Here is a 14,751-nt window from a genome sequence, read left to right on the forward strand (position 1 = left end):
AAATTGGTAGACACGCCAGCTTCAGGTGCTGGTGACCTTACGGTCGTGGAAGTTCGAGTCTTCTTCTGGGCACCAATTTCGAGTTTGAGACTAGATCAGTTTCAAGACTCACACAAAAACCCGCGAAAGCGGGTTTTTTGCATTCTAAGCCGTCATTTTCTTAAAACTGATTTATTAAAATCAAATCAGGGGTTTACAGATCAAAAGACGCTCCGTATAGTGCGCCACATCAACAGCGGCAACGCTGAAGATGAAGCCCAGATGGTGAAATTGGTAGACACGCCAGCTTCAGGTGCTGGTGACCTTACGGTCGTGGAAGTTCGAGTCTTCTTCTGGGCACCAATTCAAATTCAAGGTCACGATCTTGAATCTCACAAAAACCCGCGAAAGCGGGTTTTTGCGTTTCCGGGGTTTGGAAAAGCCCGAGACACAGCGCCTACCAGACACACCCTCTCCCCGCAAGGAGCATTTGAGAAACGATATCGTTTATCATTGTTGCAAGTTTTTGCAATGCGACAGTGAGGAACCCTGCGAATGATGTTTCGAAATACCCTGCGCCGCGGCTTGACCTTCACCCTGCTCGGCCTGGCACTCGCCACTCCCCTCACCCAGGCTGCCGACGCGGTTTCCCTGACGCTCTACAACGGTCAACACAAGGAAGTCGGCGATGCGATCGCCAAAGCCTTCGAAGCCAAGACCGGCATTCACGTCAATGTACGCAAGGGCAGCAGCAACCAGCTCGCCAGCCAGATCATCGAAGAAGGCGACCGCTCCCCCGCCGACGTCATCTACACCGAAGAATCCCCACCGCTGAACAACCTCGGCGAACAAGGCCTGCTGGCCAAGGCCGACGATGCAACCCTGGCTGTTCTGCCAAAAGAATACGTCGCCGGCAACGGCACCTGGATTGGGGTCACCGCCCGGGTTCGCGTGGTGGCCTTCAACCCGAAACTGGTCGATGAAAAAGACCTGCCGAAATCGGTCCTGGATTTCGCCGACCCACAATGGCAAGGCAAGGTCGGTTTCGTGCCCACCAGCGGCGCGTTTCAGGAACAGGCCGTCGCCATCATCAAAAAGCACGGTCGCGAAGCCGCCGAAGAATGGCTGACCGGCCTGCGCGCCTTCGGCAAGACCTACAGCAACAACATGGTCGCCCTCAAGGCTGTGGAAAACGGCGAAGTCGCCACCGTACTGGTGAACAACTACTACTGGTTCGCCCTGCAACGGGAGAAAGGCAAGCTCGACTCCAAACTGCATTACTTCACCGGCGGCGATGTGGGCGGTTTGATTACCGTCTCCAGCGCAGCCGTGCTGAAATCCAGCAAGCATCCAAAAGAAGCCCAGCAATTCCTCGCGTACATGGCCAGCGAAGAAGGCCAGCGTGTGATCACCCAGACGACTGCCGAGTATCCGCTGCACAAAGGCATGGAGTCGGATCGCGGCCTCAAGCCTTTCAGTGAACTGGAAGCGCCGGACGTCACGCCCGCCGACCTGGGCAATGCCGAAGAAGCGCTGGACCTGGAACGCGAAGTTGGCCTGAACTGATGACCGCATCGTTATCCGCTTCCGCCGCTCGCGGGGGTTACGTGCCACGCCGCAAGCGGCCATCGATCTGGCTGGTGCTGCCGGTGTTGCTGCTGGTGGTCATGAGTCTGCTGCCGCTGGCCTACGTCGGGCTCAAAGCCTGGCAGGCCGGCTGGAGCGAAGCGCTGCACTTGCTGTGGCGCCCCTACGTGTTCGGCCTGCTGCGCAACACGCTAGCGCTGATGGTTGGCGTAACCGTAACTTGTGGCGTGATCGGCCTGTCGTTGGCCTGGCTGCTGGAGCGCAGCAATCTGCCGGGCCGGCGCCTGTGGGGCGTGATTCTATGCTTGCCGTTCGCGGTGCCGGCCTTCGTCAGCAGCTTTACCTGGGTTTCACTCAGCGCGCAGTTCGAAGGGCTCGGCGGGGCGATTCTGGTGATGAGCCTGTCTAAATACCCGCTGATCTTCCTGCCGGTGGCAGCCACGCTGCGCAATCTCGATCCGTCCCTTGAAGAGTCCGCCCGAACGCTGGGGCAGAATCGCTGGGGCGTGTTTTTCCGCGTCACCCTGCCGCTGCTCTGGCCGTCTTTGCTGGCGGGCTCATTATTGATTGCGCTGCACATGTTGGTGGAATTCGGCGCACTGTCGATCATTGGCCTGCAAACCTTCACCACCGCGATCTATCAGCAATTCGAACTGGAATTCAGCAATGCCAACGCGGCGATGCTGTCAGCGGTGCTACTGGCGTTGTGTTTGATGCTGTTGTGGCTGGAACTGCGAGTGCGCGGCAAGGGCCGTCATGTGCGTACCGGCCAAGGGGCTGCGCGTCGCGCCGAGCAAGTGCAATTGGGACCGTGGGCCGCTGCGGGTCAGCTGTACTGCCTGATGCTGGCGATTGTCGGCAGCGGGATTCCACTGGGGATGCTGGCGTACTGGCTCGCCGTGGGATCGTCAGCGGCGTTTCCGGTTGCAGCGATCACTGAAGCTTTGCTGTCTTCATTGGCGCTGTCTCTGGGTGGCGCAGGATTGTGTCTGGTGCTGGCGGTGCCGGTCGGGTTGCTGGTCGTACGTTACAAAGGCCAATTGGCGATCTGGGCCGAGCGCCTGCCTTATCTGCTGCACGCGCTGCCGGGGCTGGTGATCGCCCTGACACTGGTGTATTTCGCCCTGCATTATGTGCCGGCGCTGTACCAGACTTCCGCGCTGTTGCTGATCGCTTATGCGCTGCTGTTTCTGCCACTGGCTCAAGCGCCGATCCGCACGGCGCTGAACAAGGCAGCACCACAACTGGAAGAGGCCGCCCGCACACTGGGCGCGTCTTCGTTCACCGCGTTTTGCCGCGTGACTTTACCGATCATCTTCCCGGCACTGGGCGCGGCGTTTGCGCTGGTGTTTCTGGATGCCATGAAGGAACTGACGGCGACGCTACTGCTGAGTCCGACCGGGCTCAACACCTTGGCGACCGAAGTCTGGGCACACACCGCGAACGTCGAATTTGCCGCGGCAGCGCCTTATGCAGCGTTGTTGATTGTGGTGTCGGGCTTGCCCGTCTACCTGCTGACAACCCGGATGTATTTGAGCCGATAAAAAAATCGCAGCCGAAGCTGCGATTTTTTTTGCCCGCAATATATCAAGCCCGGAACTGACCCAGACTGGCCTTGAGCTGCGCCGCCAGCCCGTCCAACACCTTGCCGCTGGCCGTTGTTTCGACCACCGCCTGAGCGGCTTTCTCGGCCTGGGCATGAATCGTCTCGACGCGCCCACGCACAGCCTGCGCGCCTTGCGCCTGATGCGCCGCGGCCTGAGTCGCCAGGCCAATCGCCGCATGCACCTGCTCGACCGACGCCTGCACCGACTGCTGCAGTCGCGCGCTGTCACGCAGCACCAGCAAACCTTCGCTGGCCTGGCGCCCGGCCTGCCCGATCGCCTCAACCGCCTCACGAGCGCCCTGCTGCAAGGCCACGATGTGCGCCTGGATGTCGCCAGTGGAGCTTTGGGTCTTGCTCGCCAGCGCACGGACTTCATCCGCCACCACCGCAAACCCTCGCCCCGTTTCACCAGCCCTGGCCGCTTCGATGGCGGCGTTGAGCGCCAGCAGGTTGGTCTGCTCGGCGATGCCGTGAATCACGGTCAACACCACTTCGATCTGCTCACTTTGCTGCGCCAGGCGCTCGATGACTTTCGCGCCGGTATCAACCTGCCCTGCCAGCGCCTCGATCAGGCTGCCGACCTTGGCCGACGTGCGGGTGTTCTCGTCGGTAGCCTGACGAATATCCACCACCTGCTTCAGCGCCGCCTGCATCGCATGGCTTTCCGACTGCGCCTCATCGGCCATTTGCGACAGTGCCCGCAGACTTTCGGCGACTTCATCACGCTGCATCCCGGCCGCCGCGTCGGCACCGGCATTGCGCAACGTCATCGCGCCGATTTCCACACCGGTACGCTGAGCCACATCCCCGGCCTCGCGCACGATTGGTTGCAACTTATCCACAAAGCGGTTGACCGCCGAAGCCATGTCGCCGATTTCGTCTTTGCTGTTGATCTGCACACGCTTGGTCAGATCGCCCTCACCCGCCGCGAGATCATCCATGGCGGCGTTGAGCATCTTCAAGCGGTTGACCACACGGTGACCAAGTACCACGGCCAGCAGCAACAGCACGCCGGCACCAACCAGCGCCAGACCCATGCCGATGCGCCAGCGCAGCGTCGCGGCGGCGTCCTGTACGGTGCTGGTGGTGTTGGCTTTCATCTCGGCAGCGGTGGACTGCGCCGATTGCAGGCGCGCGCGCATGGCCGTGGCGCTGTCGGCGGCCGCGCCCTTGAGGCTGTCGCCGACCAGTTGATCGCTGCTGGCGATCAGCGCCGAGAAGCGTTGATCGAGCGCCGCCAGATCAGCATCCACCGAGGCCGTCGAGACGCCCATCAGCACCTTGCCGATTTCGACTCCGTTGGGATTGATGGACGCTTCGAGGTAATAGACCGAGGGATCGTTCTTCGCCGCATCCAGCACTTTATCCAGCGCCCGCTCACCCTGGCCTTTTTCCAGAAGGGCCTTGTTGATCGGGTTTTCGCGGTTGAGATAGCGGGTCAGATGCTGGCCGGTGGCGTCGTCATAAACCACGAACAGCACGTTGGGATTGCGCTGGGCTCGGCGGGCGAATTCGGACAGGGTCGGCACGTCGCTGTCCCACATGGCGCGAGGCGCTACGGACGCGAGCAACTGGGCCATGTCGTTGGCCGAGTCCTTCAGGTCTTTTTCCAGGGTCGCACGCAGTTGTGCCTGCTCGTCCTTCAGACGCGAGGACAGGCCGGCAGTCAGCCGCTGACGAGTATTGGTGGATAGCGTATCGAGGCTCGACGTGACTTCCCGCCCGGCCTGCTCCAGCTCACCGGACAGCTTCTGGCTGTCGACGCCCAGGCGAGCACCGAGATCGGCTTCCAGCGCGGTGACGGTGCTCCGCGTCAGGGCGACGGCCACCAACACTTGCACCAAAAGGGCGATACCAAGGGTAACGAATACGGGCCGCAACAAACGGCTTTGTAACAGTGAGAGAACGGCCGACACTGTGAATCCCTCTACTTCTGACGCCATTAATTTGATGGCACTCTTGTAGACAGATTCACAGCAAAGGTCATGCCGTCCAACAGGCATAAACGACAAAGGCCCCGATGAAGGGGCCTTTGTGTTTTTACATCAACGACTTATCAAGCGAACGGATGACGCAGAACGATGGTTTCGTTGCGGTCCGGGCCCGTCGAAATAATGTCGATCGGCGCGCCGATCAACTCTTCAACGCGTTTGATGTAGGCACGAGCGTTGGCCGGCAGCTCTTCCAGGGTCTTAGCACCCACGGTCGATTCGGTCCAGCCCGGCACTTCTTCGTACACAGGCTGCAGGCCCACGTAGCTGTCAGCGTCAGTCGGCGCAACAGCGTTGCCTTGCGCGTCTTTGTAGCCGGTGCAGATGTTGATGGTTTCCAGGCCGTCGAGTACGTCCAGCTTGGTCAGGCAGATGCCCGAGATGCTGTTCACATCGATAGCGCGACGCAGGATAACGGCGTCGAACCAGCCGCAACGACGGGCACGGCCGGTGGTAGCACCGAACTCGTGACCTTGCTTGGCCAGGTGTGCGCCCACTTCGTCGAACAGCTCAGTCGGGAATGGACCCGAACCTACGCGAGTGGTGTAAGCCTTGGTGATGCCCAGGATGTAGTCCAGGAACATCGGGCCAACGCCCGAACCGGTCGCCACGCCACCAGCGGTGGTGTTGGAGCTGGTCACGTACGGGTAGGTACCGTGGTCGATGTCGAGCAACGAACCCTGGGCGCCTTCGAACATGATGTCTTTGCCGGCGCGACGCAGGTCGTGCAGCTCGGCAGTCACGTCCAGCATCAGCGGCTTGAGCAGCTCGGCGTATTCCTTGCACTCGGCCAGGGTCTTTTCGAACTCGATGGCAGGCTCTTTGTAGTAACCGACCAGCATGAAGTTGTGGTAGTCCACCAGTTCACGCAGCTTGTCTTCAAAGCGCGGCATGTTGAGCAGGTCGCCAACACGCAGGCCACGACGTGCAACCTTGTCTTCGTACGCCGGGCCGATGCCGCGACCGGTGGTGCCGATCTTCAGCTCGCCACGGGCCTTTTCACGGGCCTGGTCCAGCGCCACGTGGAAGGACAGGATCAGCGGGCAGGACGGGCTGATACGCAGGCGCTCGCGCACCGGTACGCCTTTCTCTTCCAGCTTGGTGATCTCGCGCAGCAGGGCGTCGGGTGCAACCACCACGCCGTTGCCGATCAGGCACTGCACGCCTTCGCGCAGCACGCCCGACGGGATCAGGTGCAGGACGGTTTTTTCACCGTCGATCACCAGCGTGTGGCCAGCGTTGTGGCCACCTTGGTAGCGCACTACGGCGGCAGCATGTTCGGTCAGCAGATCAACGATCTTGCCTTTGCCCTCATCACCCCATTGGGTGCCCAGGACTACGACATTCTTACCCATAACACTTGTCCTCATTCGCGCAAACTTGGTGCCGGCGGTGGCCGGCAGGAAAACTCAAGAAGCCAGTGGCGATACTTGCCAAAGCCCGTTCTGCTGGATCAATTGCCGGTCGCAGTCCGCATCACGGGCGGCGGCCAAAGGTTGTCCAGGCAACGCCTGAACGACACGCTGACCCTCACTGCGCAACTGGCAAACCTGCTGCCAGAGTGCCGCATCCGTACTGTCAGGCATCCAGATACCGCCAGACGGTAGCTCGATCTCAGCACGCCCCAGGGTCACCAGGGTTTTCAAATCGGTGGAAAAGCCGGTGGCCGGACGGGCGCGACCGAAGTCGGCGCCGATGTCGTCGTAACGACCGCCCTGAGCGATGGACTGGCCAACACCCGGCACGAACACCGCGAACACCACACCGGTGTGGTAGTGGTAACCGCGCAGCTCGCCCAGATCGAAGTACAGCGGCAGCTCCGGGAAGCGCGCCGACAGCCGCTCGGCGATCGCCAGCAAATCTTCCAGCGCGGCCAGTACCGGCGCCGGCGCATTGGCCAGACGCTCACGGGCAGCGCTCAATACTTCACGGCCGCCGCACAGGTCGACCAGCGCACGCAGCATGCCGGACAGATCGGCCGGCAGGCCTTCGGTCAAGGTAATGACCTCGTCGATAGCCTTGCGTTGCAACGCATCGAACAACTGCTGCTCGACCTCACCCGACAGACCGGCCGCCTGGGCCAGACCGCGGTAGATGCCGACATGCCCCAGGTCCATGTGCACATCCGGCACATCGGCCAGTTGCAGCATGGCCAGCATCAGGCTGATGACTTCAACGTCGCTGCTCGGGCTCGCATCGCCGTACAACTCGGCGCCCAACTGGATCGGGCTGCGCGAGGACGACAAGGCACGCGGCTGGGCATGCAGCACGCTGCCGGCGTAGCACAGACGGCTCGGGCCTTCGCGACGCAGGGTGTGCGCATCGATGCGCGCCACTTGCGGCGTGATGTCGGCACGGAACCCCATCTGCCGGCCCGATTGCGGGTCGATGACCTTGAAGGTACGCAGATCCAGGTCCTGGCCCGCGCCGGTCAGCAGGGATTCCAGGTACTCGATATGGGGAGTCACGACAAACTCGTAACCCCAGCTCTGGAACAGATCCAACACCTGACGACGCGCGACTTCAATGCGCGCCGCTTCCGGTGGCAGTACTTCTTCGATGCCATCTGGCAGCAGCCAGCGGTCTACCGTTGCCATTACGCCATTCCCCTTAGATCCGGGCGGCCAGCCCGAGGGCGAGCCTTGAGTGAAGCAGAAAATGACCGGCCCGTTCAAAACGCACGCGCATGAACGACGCGGCGAAAGGCCTGTTACCGGCTTCGCCCATCACTTTCCTCGAAAAACTGTCGGGTCATTCAACCCGATCTTCTGCAACAAAAACAGCAATCAAACGTGCAGACGCAAAAAAGCCGGGAATTTCCCGGCTGCCGCATCATACACACGTTTTCCCAAAGGATCACCCCGCCCGAGGTTTTAGCCGCCGGGCGGAATGATTCAGGTCAACGTCGTATCAAGGCTTGGACTTTTCCAGGTAACGGAAGAAGTCGCTGCTTGGGTCGAGGACCAAGACGTCGGATTTGTTCGCGAAGCTTTCACGGTAGGCACGCAGGCTACGGTAGAAACCGTAGAACTCCTGATCCTGGCCGTAGGCCTTGGAGTAGATCGCAGCAGCCTGGGCGTCACCGTCACCGCGAATCTCTTCGGATTCACGATAGGCTTCAGCCAGCAACACGCGGCGTTGACGATCGGCGTCGGCACGGATGCCTTCGGCCAGCTCGTTACCCTTGGCGCGGTGCTCGCGAGCTTCACGCTCACGCTCGGTGCTCATACGTTCGAACACACTGCGGTTCACTTCTTTCGGCAGATCGATGGCCTTGACCCGGACATCGACCACTTCGATACCCAGCTCTTTTTCCGCCATCTTGTTCAATGACGCCGTGATATCGGCCATCAGCGCATCGCGCTCACCGGACACCACTTCGTGCAGGGTACGTTTACCGAACTGGTCACGCAGGCCCGATTCCAGACGACGGGACAGACGCTCGTCGGCGATCTGCTTGAGGCCGGAAGTCGCGGTGTAGAAGCGCTCGGCATCCTTCACGCGCCACTTGGCGTAGGCATCGACCATCACGGCTTTCTTTTCCAGCGTCAGGAAGCGTTGTGTCGGTGCATCCAGCGTCATCAGACGTGCGTCGAATTTACGCACCTGGTTAACGTAAGGCACCTTCACATGCAGACCAGGCTGAACATCGGCCTGAACCACACGACCGAACTGCAGCAACACCGCACGCTCGGTCTGAGCCACGATGTAGAAGCAGTTCCAGCCAACCAGTACCACAACAACGCCAACGATCAGGGCGATCAGCGATTTATTGCTCATCAGCGGGTCTCCCTTGTGCGCGACTGCGGCAGGTCAGTGACATGCGGCGTGACGTCCGTGTTGTTGCTGGCGGCAGCCGAGCCGGTGACCGGTGCATTGCTGCCCGAACTGTTCTGAATCATTTTGTCCAGCGGCAGGTAAAGCAGGTTGCTCTGGCCGTTCTTGTTGCCGGTCACGAGTACCTTGCTGGTGCTGCTGAAGACTTCCTGCATGGTGTCCAGGTACAGACGCTGACGCGTGACCTCGGGCGCCTTGCGATACTCGGCAACCAGCTTGGTGAAGCGATCTGCCTCACCCTTGGCGCGCGAGACCGTTTCGTCGCGGTAGCCGTTGGCATCTTCGAGGATGCGCTGGGCCTGACCACGGGCTTCCGGCACCACGCCGTTGGCGTAGGTTTCAGCCTGGTTGCGCGAACGCTGCTCGTCTTCACGGGCGCGGATCACGTCATCGAAGGCTTCCTGCACTTCACGCGGTGCGGCTGCGCTCTGTACGTTGACCTGGGTGACGGTGATACCGGTGCGATAGGTATCGAGGAAACGTTGCAGACGCTCCTTGATCTCGCTGGCCATCAGCTCACGACCTTCGGTCAGCACCTGGTCCATCGCGGTGGAACCCACCACATGGCGCAGCGCACTGTCGGTCGCATGTTGCAGGCTGATTTCCGGCTGGTCGACGTTCAGCACGAAGTCCTGCAGGTTGCTGATCTTGTACTGCACGGTCAGCGGCACTTCGACGATGTTCTCGTCTTCGGTCAGCATCTGGCCCTGCTTGGTGTAGGCACGCTCACGCGTGACGTTTTCCATGTACTTCTTGTCGATCGGCGGGAAATAGATGTTCAGGCCCGGGCCGACGGTCTCGTAGTACTTGCCGAAGCGCAGCACCACGGCTTGCTCCTGCTCGTCCACCACGTACACCGCGCTGTACAGCCACACGGCCGCCAGCACGACGAGGCCGATGCCGAGCAGGCCGCCGAAGCCGCCACTCTTGCCCGAACCACCGCCATCGTCACCCCGTTTCTTACCACCACCGAACAACCCGTTCAGGCTTTCCTGCAGCTTTCGGAAGGCCTCGTCGAGATCTGGTGGTCCCTTGCGGTCGCCGTTATTGCGGCGCTTGCCACCCCAAGGATCCTGATTGTTCGAGTTGCCACCCGGCTCATTCCAAGCCATAGCGCTCTCCATCTGATAAAGCAAAGACGCACCCACGGCGCGCCGACCAATGCTACAGAATGCCTGCCGTTGCGGCACAACCGCTTTTTCAGGCTTTTATTGCAAAGTGTGTTGCTCGATGAACTCCGTCGGCACAACGCCTTCACGACTGACCAGTCGATTGAGCTCCGAGCGCGGCAATCGAATGGCCAGCAAGCTGACACCTTCTTCGTCGTATTCTTCTTTCTGTACCGCGCCCAGCTCGAAGAACTGTGCACGCAGACGCGCAAACCGCTGGGGCAAACGCAAGGTTCCGACAAACAAATCACTGCCCAGCAATTCGGCAATGGCTTGCTCAAGCAATTCCAGACCAGTGCCATCCCGCGCCGACAGCCAGACCCGTTGAGGCCTGCCATTTTCGTCGCGCTGGATTTGTGGCTCAACGCCTTCAAGCAAATCGAGTTTGTTATAGACCTCGAGGATCGGCAAGTCCTGGGCACCAATCTCGCCCAGCACCACCATCACCTGCTCGATCTGCAACATGCGATCCGGTTCGGCCGCATCGATCACGTGCAACAGCAGGTCGGAATTGCTCGACTCTTCGAGCGTAGACCGAAATGCCTCGACCAGCTTGTGCGGCAAATGACGAATGAAACCCACGGTGTCGGCCAGGACAATCGGCCCCAGGTCGTCCAGTTCCAGACGGCGCAGGGTCGGGTCCAGCGTGGCGAACAACTGGTCCGCCGCGTACACGTCGGATTTCGTCACGTTATTGAAGAGCGTGGATTTGCCGGCGTTGGTATAGCCCACCAGAGACACGGTTGGGATATCCGCACGCGAGCGGCCGCGACGCGACTGTTCGCGCTGGCTGCGCACTTTTTCCAGCCGCCCCTTGATCTGGCGCAGGCGAACCCGCAGCAGTCGCCGGTCGGTTTCGAGCTGGGTTTCACCCGGACCGCGCATGCCGATACCGCCACCCTGACGCTCAAGGTGAGTCCAGCCGCGAACCAGCCGGGTGCTCATGTGGTCAAGCTGGGCCAGTTCGACCTGGAGCTTGCCTTCATGGGTGCGGGCGCGCTGGGCGAAAATATCGAGAATCAGACCGGTACGGTCGATCACGCGACACTCGAAAACACGTTCGAGGTTACGTTCCTGACTGGGCGTGAGGACGTGATTGAAGATCACCAGATCGGCTTCTTCGGCGTGGACCAGGTCGCGCAGCTCCTCGACCTTGCCGCTGCCAATCAGGAATTTGGCCGTTGGCCGATGACGCGGCACGTTAAAAAACGCAACGGTCTCGGCGCCGGCCGAATTTGCCAACTCCTGAAACTCCTGCGGATCTTCGCGCGCCTCAGGGTCCTGTCCATCCAAGTGAACGAGGATCACTCGCTCACCACCACCGTGGCGCTCAAAGAACAAAGGAGACTCCTATCAGGCGTTACCTGGCTCAGCGTCACCTGCTTCGGATTCGGTTGCGCTTGGCAGACGAATTGGACGAACCGGCACGACTGTAGAGATAGCGTGTTTGTAAACCATCTGGCTGACGGTGTTCTTCAGCAGGATAACGAACTGGTCGAACGACTCGATCGTGCCTTGCAGTTTGATACCGTTGACCAGGTAGATGGAAACCCCAACTTTCTCTTTACGTAAAGTATTCAAGTAAGGGTCTTGTAGCGAATGCCCTTTTGACATGTGCCGCACTCCTTTAAGGATTCAATATAAAAAATAGGTAATCAGATGGCTTTTGCCGCCACACCCCCAAGGATAGACGGCAATTGCAAGGACTCAGCTCAATATGGAGATGGTCCCAAGGTATTTCAAGGCGCGTGGCAGATTGTCGCAATCCAGACTGTCGAGCCAGTGTAAATCGTCCCAGCTGCGCAGCCAGGTAAACTGGCGTTTGGCCAATTGGCGCGTGGCAATGATGCCCCGCTCCTGCATTTCGGCCGACGTCAGCTTGCCATCCAGGTAATCCCAGACTTGGCGATAGCCTACCGCACGTATAGACGGCAACCCGGCATGCAGGTCACTTCTATTACGCAGGGCTACGACCTCGTCGATGAATCCCTGTTCCAGCATATTTGTGAATCTTTGTTTAATGCGGTCGTGCAGTACCTGACGATTTGCCGGAGCAATGGCCAAGTTCGCGACAGTATAGGGCAATTGTTGCAGTCCCGATGCCGCAGCTTGGGTACTTTGTTCAGATTGTTTCAGCCGCAGTTCAGTCATGCTCTGACCGCTGACCCGATAGACTTCCAGCGCACGACTCAGGCGCTGAGGATCATTCGGGTGAATACGCGCTGCCGATTCCGGGTCGATCACTGCCAACTGATCGTGCAAGGCTTGCCAGCCAAGGCGTGCAGCCTCTTCCTCGATCTGCGCACGAACCTCGGGATCCGCCGCCGGCATATCCGCCAGACCGTCGACCAAAGCCTTGTAATAGAGCATCGTGCCGCCTACCAGCAGCGGAATTTTTCCGCGTGCGGTGATTTCGGCCATGGCTTGCAGGGCATCGCGGCGGAAATCGGCCGCCGAATAGCTCTCGGCCGGGTCGAGAATGTCGATCAGCCGATGAGGATGTTCGGCGAGCAGTTCTTTGGACGGTTTGGCCGTGCCGATGTCCATGCCGCGATAGACCAGCGCCGAATCGACGCTGATCAACTCGCACGGCAGCACCTTGGTCAGCTCGATGGCCAGGTCGGTCTTGCCCGCAGCGGTCGGGCCCATCAGGAAAATCGCTGGAGGAAGCTGGCTCATCAACGACCGCGCAGAAACAGTTTGTCCAGATCGTCCAGGCCCAATTGGGTCCAGGTCGGTCGGCCATGGTTGCATTGACCGCTGCGCTCGGTGTTTTCCATGTCGCGCAGCAGACCGTTCATTTCCGGCAAGGCCAGGCGGCGGTTGGCGCGGATCGCGCCGTGGCAGGCCATGGTGCCGAGCAGTTCATTCAGGTGCGCCTGGATCCGGTCACTGGTGCCGTATTCCATCAAGTCCGACAGTACGTCGCCCACCAGACGGTTGGCCTCGGCCTGTTTGAGCAGGGCCGGAATCTGGCGGATCGCCAGGGTTTCCGGGCCCAGACGCTGCAATTCGAACCCGAGACGCTGGAACCACGCCGCATGCTCTTCGGCGCAATCGGCCTCGCGCTGACTGACCGCCAGCGACTCCGGCACCAGCAACGGCTGACCGCTCAGGCCTTCGCTGGCCATGGCGATCTTCAGGCGCTCATACATGATCCGCTCGTGAGCGGCGTGCATGTCCACCAAAACCAGGCCCTGGGCGTTCTCGGACAGAATATAGATGCCCTTGAGCTGCGCCAGCGCATAGCCAAGTGGCGGAATGTCTTCCTGACCGGCCGGTAGCGCATTGGCATTCGCCTCGGGCAGCGGCGCGAAAAACTCGCGGTACGCAGCCTGAGCTTCAGCGGCCGGCGGCACCGCAGATTGCGGACGCGGCGTGTATTGATACTGATAAGCGCCACCAGTGCTGGCGCCCGACGAGGTATTGAAAGTCGGTTGTGCCTGCGGCTGCTCCAGCAGCGCATTGGCGGCCAGACGCATTTCACCCTGCGGGCCAAACTCACCGGCTTCGAGGCCGGTTGGCCGCACGATTGCGGTAGTGACCGAACCGGCAAGCTGATCTTCCGGTCGCACATCGCCGAGGGCACGGTGCAAGGTGCCATACAGGAAGTCATGCACCATGCGCCCGTCACGGAAGCGCACTTCGTGTTTGGTCGGGTGCACGTTGACGTCGACCGCTGCCGGATCGACCTCGAAAAACAGCGCGAACGTCGGATGCCGACCGTTGAACAGCACATCGCGATAAGCCTGACGCACCGCGTGGGCCACCAGTTTGTCGCGCACCGCACGGCCGTTGACGAAGAAATACTGCAAGTCCGCCTGACTGCGGTTGAACGTCGGCAGACCGACCCAACCCCACAGATGCAAGCCATTGCGCTCGATCTCGATCGGCAAGGCCTGTTCAAGGAAGCCCGAACCGCAGATCGCCGCCACACGCCGGGCGCGGGCCGCGTCATCGTGAGCCTCGTGCAGGCTGAGGATGGTCTTGCCGTTATGGCGCAGATGGAAGGCCACGTCGAAACGCGCCAGCGCCAGGCGCTTGATCACTTCTTGCAGATGATCGAATTCGGTTTTTTCGGTCTTGAGGAATTTGCGCCGTGCCGGGGTGTTGAAGAACAGGTCACGGACTTCCACCGAGGTGCCGACCGGATGCGCCGCCGGCTGCACGCGGGGTGCCATGTCGCGACCTTCGGTCTCGACCTGCCAGGCCTGATCGGCATCGCGGGTACGCGACGTCAGGGTCAGGCGCGCCACGGAGCTGATCGACGCCAGTGCCTCGCCCCGGAAACCCAGGCTCATCACCTGTTCGAGGTCTTCAAGGTTGCGGATCTTGCTGGTGGCGTGACGGGCCAGCGCCAACGGCAGGTCATCGGCAGAAATGCCGCTGCCATCGTCACGCACCCGCAGCAGCTTGACGCCGCCCTGCTCGACATCGACGTCGATGCGCTTGGCGCCGGAGTCGAGGCTGTTTTCCAGCAATTCCTTGATCACCGAGGCCGGGCGCTCAACCACCTCGCCAGCGGCGATCTGGTTCGCCAGCCGTGGGCTGAGCAGTTCAATGCGGGCAGCGTTCAACACCT

The 14,751-nt window shown here is 60.7% G+C and carries 11 protein-coding genes and 1 tRNA gene; 3 read left to right on the forward strand and 9 right to left on the reverse strand.

The window, feature by feature from the left end:
• Window positions 1-255 precede the first annotated feature (255 nt).
• The 3 genes from AC07N4_RS19625 (at window position 256) to AC07N4_RS19635 (ending at window position 3,110) form a co-directional block, all read left to right on the forward strand.
• Window positions 256-342 (forward strand) — tRNA-Leu (locus AC07N4_RS19625).
• Between the two features lie 192 nt (window positions 343-534).
• Window positions 535-1,545 carry an iron ABC transporter substrate-binding protein gene (locus tag AC07N4_RS19630; RefSeq protein ID WP_096819814.1) on the forward strand — a complete coding sequence of 337 codons (1,011 nt, stop codon included), beginning with the start codon at window positions 535-537 and terminating at the stop codon, window positions 1,543-1,545.
• Window positions 1,545-3,110: an ABC transporter permease gene (locus AC07N4_RS19635; RefSeq protein ID WP_096819815.1), complete on the forward strand. Its 1,566-nt coding sequence runs from the start codon at window positions 1,545-1,547 to the stop codon at window positions 3,108-3,110. Before AC07N4_RS19630 ends, AC07N4_RS19635 begins: the two co-directional genes overlap by 1 nt.
• Window positions 3,111-3,153: 43 nt before the next feature.
• Here AC07N4_RS19635 and AC07N4_RS19640 read toward each other — a convergent pair whose 3' ends face one another.
• The 9 genes from AC07N4_RS19640 to mutL form a co-directional block, all read right to left on the reverse strand.
• Complete coding sequence (locus tag AC07N4_RS19640) at window positions 3,154-5,088, reverse strand: methyl-accepting chemotaxis protein (RefSeq protein ID WP_096819816.1); 1,935 nt, start codon at window positions 5,086-5,088, stop codon at window positions 3,154-3,156.
• Window positions 5,089-5,228: 140 nt separating this feature from the next.
• The gene (locus AC07N4_RS19645) at window positions 5,229-6,518 is read right to left on the reverse strand and encodes an adenylosuccinate synthase (protein WP_085711159.1); all 1,290 of its coding nucleotides are present in this window, start codon (window positions 6,516-6,518) and stop codon (window positions 5,229-5,231) included.
• Between the two features lie 54 nt (window positions 6,519-6,572).
• Window positions 6,573-7,760 (reverse strand): ATP phosphoribosyltransferase regulatory subunit, encoded by a 1,188-nt coding sequence (locus AC07N4_RS19650; RefSeq protein ID WP_085746509.1) that lies wholly within the window; start codon window positions 7,758-7,760, stop codon window positions 6,573-6,575.
• Window positions 7,761-8,073: 313 nt separating this feature from the next.
• Window positions 8,074-8,943 (reverse strand): protease modulator HflC, encoded by an 870-nt coding sequence (gene hflC, locus AC07N4_RS19655; protein ID WP_007950723.1) that lies wholly within the window; start codon window positions 8,941-8,943, stop codon window positions 8,074-8,076.
• Window positions 8,943-10,112 (reverse strand): FtsH protease activity modulator HflK, encoded by a 1,170-nt coding sequence (gene hflK / locus AC07N4_RS19660; protein WP_085685164.1) that lies wholly within the window; start codon window positions 10,110-10,112, stop codon window positions 8,943-8,945. The genes hflC and hflK overlap by 1 nt, the downstream gene beginning before the upstream one ends.
• A gap of 96 nt (window positions 10,113-10,208) precedes the next feature.
• Window positions 10,209-11,510, reverse strand: coding sequence for a ribosome rescue GTPase HflX (gene hflX / locus AC07N4_RS19665; protein WP_096819817.1), 1,302 nt, complete (start codon window positions 11,508-11,510; stop codon window positions 10,209-10,211).
• A gap of 12 nt (window positions 11,511-11,522) precedes the next feature.
• Window positions 11,523-11,783, reverse strand: coding sequence for an RNA chaperone Hfq (hfq, locus tag AC07N4_RS19670; protein WP_007902656.1), 261 nt, complete (start codon window positions 11,781-11,783; stop codon window positions 11,523-11,525).
• A 93-nt stretch (window positions 11,784-11,876) separates the two neighbouring features.
• On the reverse strand, window positions 11,877-12,848 hold the full coding sequence (miaA, locus tag AC07N4_RS19675) for a tRNA (adenosine(37)-N6)-dimethylallyltransferase MiaA (protein WP_493065932.1): 972 nt from the start codon (window positions 12,846-12,848) through the stop codon (window positions 11,877-11,879).
• Window positions 12,848-14,749, reverse strand: coding sequence for a DNA mismatch repair endonuclease MutL (gene mutL / locus AC07N4_RS19680; RefSeq protein ID WP_493065933.1), 1,902 nt, complete (start codon window positions 14,747-14,749; stop codon window positions 12,848-12,850). The genes miaA and mutL overlap by 1 nt, the downstream gene beginning before the upstream one ends.
• Window positions 14,750-14,751 lie beyond the last annotated feature (2 nt).

The sequence above is a fragment of the Pseudomonas sp. GW821-FHT09E04 genome, from assembly GCF_059416185.1.

Bases quoted from the DNA above. Each gene is read 5' to 3' on its own strand.
- AC07N4_RS19650 (WP_085746509.1), bottom strand. From the start codon at position 7,760: ATGGCAACGGTAGACCGCTGGCTGCTGCCAGATGGCATCGAAGAAGTA.
- AC07N4_RS19635 (WP_096819815.1), top strand. From the start codon at position 1,545: ATGACCGCATCGTTATCCGCTTCCGCCGCTCGCGGGGGTTACGTGCCA.
- AC07N4_RS19645 (WP_085711159.1), bottom strand. From the start codon at position 6,518: ATGGGTAAGAATGTCGTAGTCCTGGGCACCCAATGGGGTGATGAGGGC.
- hflC (WP_007950723.1), bottom strand. From the start codon at position 8,943: ATGAGCAATAAATCGCTGATCGCCCTGATCGTTGGCGTTGTTGTGGTA.
- hfq (WP_007902656.1), bottom strand. From the start codon at position 11,783: ATGTCAAAAGGGCATTCGCTACAAGACCCTTACTTGAATACTTTACGT.
- AC07N4_RS19630 (WP_096819814.1), top strand. From the start codon at position 535: ATGATGTTTCGAAATACCCTGCGCCGCGGCTTGACCTTCACCCTGCTC.
- hflK (WP_085685164.1), bottom strand. From the start codon at position 10,112: ATGGCTTGGAATGAGCCGGGTGGCAACTCGAACAATCAGGATCCTTGG.
- miaA (WP_493065932.1), bottom strand. From the start codon at position 12,848: ATGAGCCAGCTTCCTCCAGCGATTTTCCTGATGGGCCCGACCGCTGCG.